The sequence below is a fragment of the Aquipuribacter hungaricus genome (assembly GCF_037860755.1).
Lineage (GTDB): Bacteria > Actinomycetota > Actinomycetes > Actinomycetales > JBBAYJ01 > Aquipuribacter > Aquipuribacter hungaricus.
The window spans coordinates 1-5,439 of the sequence record NZ_JBBEOI010000235.1 but is presented as its reverse complement, the minus strand read 5'-3'; the positions used below and the strand labels follow the sequence as shown (position 1 = coordinate 5,439).

The window sequence follows — 5,439 nt, the reverse complement described above, 5'->3', positions numbered from 1 at the left end:
CCGCTCGGCCTCGACCCGGGCGGCCTCCTCGGCTGCCAGGCGCGCGGCCTCGGCCTCGGCGGCCACGCGGGCGGCCTCGGCCTCGGCGGCGGCGCGCTCCTCGAGCGTCTGCTCCAGCACGGCGACCTCGTCGACCCAGCCCTGGGCCTCGGCGCTGGTGGAGGGCAGGCCCTCCGCGAGCGGCAGGCGCTCGGAGCGGTCGGCCCGGTCGGCGGCGGCGGCGCGCGCGGCGGCGGGGTCCACGGCACCGGACGCGCTCAGCTCGCCGTCGGCACCGCCGAACAGGTCGGCGAGCGCGAACCGGTCACCGGGTGCGTCGGCCAGCGAGGCCGACGTGGCGACGCTGAAGCCGCCGACACCGACGACGAGGGCGGCGGCGGTGAGGCCGGCGGTCGCGGCGGCGCGCTGGACCGGGGCGAGACGGCGCGAGCGGGGCACGGGCTGGGTGTGGCGGGGCATGGGCTCCCTGTCGTCGGGCCGCGGTCCGTCTCTCCGCGGGGTGGGGCACCCGCAACCAGGTCGGTCCGCCGCGCCGGGGAGCGCGGGGGACGGTGCTCGACGGAGACCTGGGCCGGGCACGGAGGCGGGGACCTCTGTGCCGGTGGCGTCCCGGGACGGCTGCGGACAGGTGGGGACCTGGCCCGCCGACCCGGTGCGGGAGAACGTGCTCGGCATGACGATGACTTCCCAGGTAACGATCTGGCAAATTTTCGGTCCAGGGGTGTGTCGTCGTCACAGCGGCGTCCTGGAGGCTCGCGGCCCCCGACCACCTGATCTGCGCACCCGGGTCACAGCCCGTCACGTCCGCTGCGGGCAGCCGGGCGGCGGCCTAGTCAGGCGTCGGGCAAGGCCACCCAGCCCTCAGCAGGTCGGCGACGCCGGCGGGGACCAGCGGCGCCGGTCCGCCCAGCAGCAGCTCCACGGGCACCCAGCAGGCGGTCGACGTGCTGCCCGGGATGTTCCCCAGGTCGTCCCGGTCGAGGAGGCGGCGCTGCGTCAGCCGGCCGGCGTGCACGGCGACGACCTCGTGCCCCGGGACGCCGCCGAGCTCGAAGCGGTTCTCGAGCCAGCCGAGCAGCCGCACGTCCTGCAGGCGGGCCCCCAGCTCCTCGTCGAACTCCCGGACCACGGCCTCGGCCGCGCTCTCGCCGAACTCGATCCCGCCGCCGACCAGCCGGTGGAAGAAGGCCCCGGTCACGGGGTCGTGGCCGCGCTGGACGAGGACGGCCCCGTCGTCCCGGCGGACGGCCGCCACGGACAGCGCGCGGACGCGCCGGCGGGGTCGCGGGCTCACCGCGCCACCCCCGCCGGGCGGTGCGCGGTCCCGGCGGCGTCCTGGGCGAGCACGGCGGCGAGGGCGTCCACGAGCAGGTCGGCCACCGGCGGCGCGGGGACGGCGACCCTGACGAACGAGCCGTCGAGGCCGGGGAAGGTGTCGCAGCGGCGGACGGCGAGCCCGTGACCCAGCAGACGCTCGCGCAGGTCGTGGACGGGTCCGTGGAGCAGCAGGTACGGGGCCTCGCCGGCGTGGACCGTGAGCCCGAGCGCCCGCAGCCGGGGGACGAGGGCGTCGCGGTGCGCGTCGACGACCGCGGCCCGGCGGCGCCGCTCGACCTCGACGTCGGCGGCGTGCGCGGGTCCGAGGAGCCGTTCGAGGACGGCGAGGGCGACCGTGCCCACCGGCCACGGCTGCAGCACCGCCGCGAGCCTTCGGACGACCCCGGGGTCGGCGACGACGTAGCCGAGCCGGAGCCCGGCGGCGCCCCAGACCTTCGTCAGGCTGCGCACCTGGACCAGACCCGGCAGTCGGCCGCGCTCGCCGGTGAGCCCGAGGCCGTCACCCCGGTGCTCGGCGAAGGCCTCGTCGACGACGAGCAGCCGGCCGGGCCGGCGCAGCGAGGCGAGCACGTCGACGTCCTCGCTGCGGCCGGTCGGGTTGTCGGGCCGGCCGAGGACGACCAGACCGGCGTCCTCGGGCACCGCCGCGGGGTCCAGGCGGAACCCGTCCTGCCAGCGCCGGACCACCCGCCGGACCGGCACCCCGGCGCTGCGCAGCGCGGCCTCGGGGGCGGTGAACGACGGGTGGACGCAGGCCGCCGGGACACCCGCCGGGTGGGCGCGGGCGTGGGCGTGGGCGAGCGCCCAGAACGCCTCGGCGGCACCGTTGGTCAGCAGGACGTGGTCCTCGCCGACCCCGTGCCGGGCGGCGACGGCGGCACGGGCGCGGGACGGGTCGGGGTAGGCGCGGACGTCGATACCGGTGAGCACCTCGGCCAGGCCGGGCGGCGGGTCGGGGTGGACGTTGACGGCCAGGTCGACGTGGCCCGGGGGCACCTGGGTGTCGCCGTGCTCGGACAGCCGGGCCACGTCGGCCGCGTCCGGGACGTGCGGGGTGTCCGGCACGGCTGTCGTGCCAGGTGCGTCGCCTCTGCCCGCCACGCCTCCTGTCCGGCCGGTGCGGGCGACGCGCGCCTCGTGGCTCACCGGGGCCTCAGAAGTCGATGCCGCGCTTGGCGCGCACGCCCGAGGCGTAGGCGTGCTTGACCATGCGCATCTCGGTGACCGTGTCCGCGAGCTCGACGAGCTCGTCGGTCGCGCCCCGGCCGGTGCAGAAGACGTTGGTGCGGGGCGCGCGGTCCTTGATGGCGGCGTAGACGCGGGCGCCCTCGACCCAGCCGTAGGTGATCGGGTAGGTCACCTCGTCGAGCACCACGACGTCGTACTCCCCTCCGGCGAGCGCGGCCTCGGCGGCCGCCCAGGCCTCGCGGGCGATGGCGGCCGAGCGGTCCAGGTCGTCGCTCTCCCACGTGAAGCCGTCGCCGATGGTCCACCACTCGACCCCGAGCCGGCGGGCGACGGCCTCCTCGCCGACGTGCCAGCGGCCGGACTTCATGAACTGCACGACGAGGACGCGCCAGTCCCGGGCGACGGCCCGCAGCACGGTGCCGAACGCCGACGTCGACTTGCCCTTGCCGTCGCCGGTGGCCACGAGGACGAGCGAGGACACCCGGCGGGGCTCGGGCCGTTCGCGCGGACCCCGGCGGGGCACGCCCGCCGAGGCGTCTTGAGCAGGCGCCGCTTCCTCGGGCGTCTCGGGGTTCTCGGGCGTCTCGGGGTTCGCGGGGCTCTCGGGTGTCTGGCTCACAGCAGTCCTCCGGTCATGCGGCGCAGCAGGTCGGTGTCCAGGTGCTCGTCGACGGCGGCGGCGAGCGCGTCGAGGGTCTCCTCCAGCCGGTCGACGGGCCGGACGCCGAGCAGCGCCTCCACGACGGCGGGGTCCTCGAGCACACCGTGGCAGGCCAGGCCCAGCACGGACCCCTCCGCCCAGCCGTGCTCCTCGCCGAGCACCGCCGCCCGGCCGTCGCCGACTCCGCTGCCGGTCGCACCAGCACCGCCGCTGCCACCAGCACCGCCGCCACCACCAGCACCGCCGCTGCCGCTGCTGCCGGAGCCGCCGCCCCCGCCCGGGTCACCCGTCGTCGTCCCGTGCCGGATGTCGTAGCCGCCCACGACCAGGCCGTCGAGCGCGGACCACGGCGACCCGGACAGCACCCGGAACCGCAGGCCGTCGACGGGGCCGACCCGCTTGGTCGCGGTGTAGCGGGTCGAGACGGGGAGCAGCCCGAGGCCCGGCCCACCGCCCTCGCCGCCCCCGGCCACGGGCTCCGGCCCGAGGTGCTGCCCGAGCACCTGCAGGCCGCCGCACACCCCGAGGACGCGACCGCCGCGCGCGGCCCGGTCGACGACGGCCGCCCCGGTCCCGGTCGCGCGCAGCCACGCCAGGTCCGCACCGACGTGCTTGGAACCGGGCAGGACGACGAGGTCCGCCTCCGCCACGGCGGCCGGGGTGGTCGCCCACACCAGCCGGCTCGCCGTCGCCAGCAGCGTGAGCTCGTCGAGGTTGCTGGCGCTGGGGTACCGGACCACCGCGACCGTCGGCACCCGACCGGACCCGGCGGGCCCCAGGTCGGCCATGTCGCGCGCGCCGTCCTCGTCGGGCAGCCGGTGGGCGAGCATCGGCAGGACCCCGGCGTGCGCCATCCCGGTGCGGGCGGTGAGCTCGGCCGGCGCCTCCCGCAGCAGGGTCGGGTCCCCGCGGAACTTGTTGAGCACGAAGCCAGCCAGGCGGTGCCGGTCGACCTCGTCGACGAGCGTCCACGTCCCGAGCAGGTGGGCGAACGCCCCGCCGCGGTCGATGTCGGCGACGAGCAGCGCCGGGGCGCCCGCGTGCGCGGCCACCCGGAGGTTGGCCAGGTCGGTGTCGCGGAGGTTGGTCTCGGCCGGGCTGCCCGCGCCCTCGCAGACCACCAGGTCGTGCTCGGCCAGCAGCGCGTCGAGGCTCTGGCTGATCGGCCCCCACAGCCCGGCCGGGCGGGCGGTCCACGCCAGCCGGCTGAGGTCGTCGTCGACCCGGCCGAGCACCACGACCTGGCTGCCGTCCCGCTCGGGCTTGACCAGCACCGGCCCCATCCGGACGTCGGGCACCACCCGGGCGGCGCGGGCCTGCAGCCACTGTGCGACACCCAGCTCGCCGCCGGCCACGACGCGGGCGTTGTTGGACATGTTCTGCCCCTTGAACGGGGCGACGCGCAGGCCCTGGTCGGCGTACCAGCGGCACAGCGCCGTCGCCAGGAGGCTCTTGCCGGCCCAGCTCGTGCAGCCGAGCACCATGACGGCGCTCACGCGACGGCCCCGTGCATCAGGGCCCGCCGCACCAGTGCCTGACGCACCAGCGAGACGACCGCCGCGACCGGCCAGGCCGCGACCGTCACCGCCGCCACCAGCCGGACCGCCCGCCGGGTGTCCGCCGCCGTCGCGGCCCGCCCGTCCGGGTGCAGGGCGTACACCCCCGGCTTGGCCATCCGGACGCCGAGGACCAGGGCCATGGCGCCCATCGGCCAGCCGCCGTTGGGCGACGGGGTCAGCCGCGCCTGCGCGCGGAGCCGCGCCAGGTGTCGGGGCGCCCGGGCGACGGCGAGCAGGAGCAGGGCCGACACGCGGGCGGGGACGAGGTTGGTGAGGTCGTCGGCGCGGGCCGCGACCCGCCCCGCGTGCAGCCAGCGCGGGGTCCGGTAGCCCCACATCGCGTCGGCGGTGTTGGCGTAGCGGTACACCGCGGCGCCCGGGAGCCCGCCGGCGGCGTGCGCGAGCAGCGGTGCGACCACGGAGTCCGACAGGTTCTCCGACAGCGAGCCGAGCGCGGCCCCGCGAACCGCCTCGACGTCCAGCGTCCGGGTGTCCCGGCTGACCAGCCGCGAGACCTGCGTCCGGCCGTCGGCGAGCGAGCGCCCCAGCGCGTCCTCGACGGCGGTGACCTCGTGCCGGAGCATGCGCGAGGACAGCAGCGGCCACAGCGCGACGCCCTCGACGACCGCGGCGGCCGGCCAGGGCAGCGGCCGCAGCGCCCGGGCGAGCGCCGCACCGGCCAGCCCGGCCGCG

At 77.8% G+C, this 5,439-nt stretch carries 5 protein-coding genes and 1 pseudogene; all 6 read right to left on the bottom strand.

Annotated features, from left to right (window positions below):
* Positions 1–459: pseudogene (locus tag WCS02_RS17005) on the bottom strand (hypothetical protein); the annotation flags it as partial.
* 370 nt (positions 460–829) lie between these two features.
* Positions 830–1,294, bottom strand: coding sequence for an NUDIX hydrolase (locus WCS02_RS17000; protein ID WP_340295386.1), 465 nt, complete (start codon positions 1,292–1,294; stop codon positions 830–832).
* On the bottom strand, positions 1,291–2,403 hold the full coding sequence (locus WCS02_RS16995; RefSeq protein ID WP_340295384.1) for an aminotransferase class I/II-fold pyridoxal phosphate-dependent enzyme: 1,113 nt from the start codon (positions 2,401–2,403) through the stop codon (positions 1,291–1,293). The genes WCS02_RS17000 and WCS02_RS16995 overlap by 4 nt, the downstream gene beginning before the upstream one ends.
* An 88-nt stretch (positions 2,404–2,491) precedes the next feature.
* On the bottom strand, positions 2,492–3,145 hold the full coding sequence (gene cobO, locus WCS02_RS16990) for a cob(I)yrinic acid a,c-diamide adenosyltransferase (protein WP_340295382.1): 654 nt from the start codon (positions 3,143–3,145) through the stop codon (positions 2,492–2,494).
* Entirely contained in the window at positions 3,142–4,683 is a 1,542-nt protein-coding gene (locus tag WCS02_RS16985; RefSeq protein ID WP_340295380.1) for a cobyric acid synthase, read from the bottom strand. Before WCS02_RS16985 ends, cobO begins: the two co-directional genes overlap by 4 nt.
* On the bottom strand, positions 4,680–5,439 hold a 760-nt coding region (locus WCS02_RS16980), incomplete at its 5' end, for a CobD/CbiB family cobalamin biosynthesis protein (RefSeq protein ID WP_340295378.1). The genes WCS02_RS16980 and WCS02_RS16985, both read right to left, overlap by 4 nt.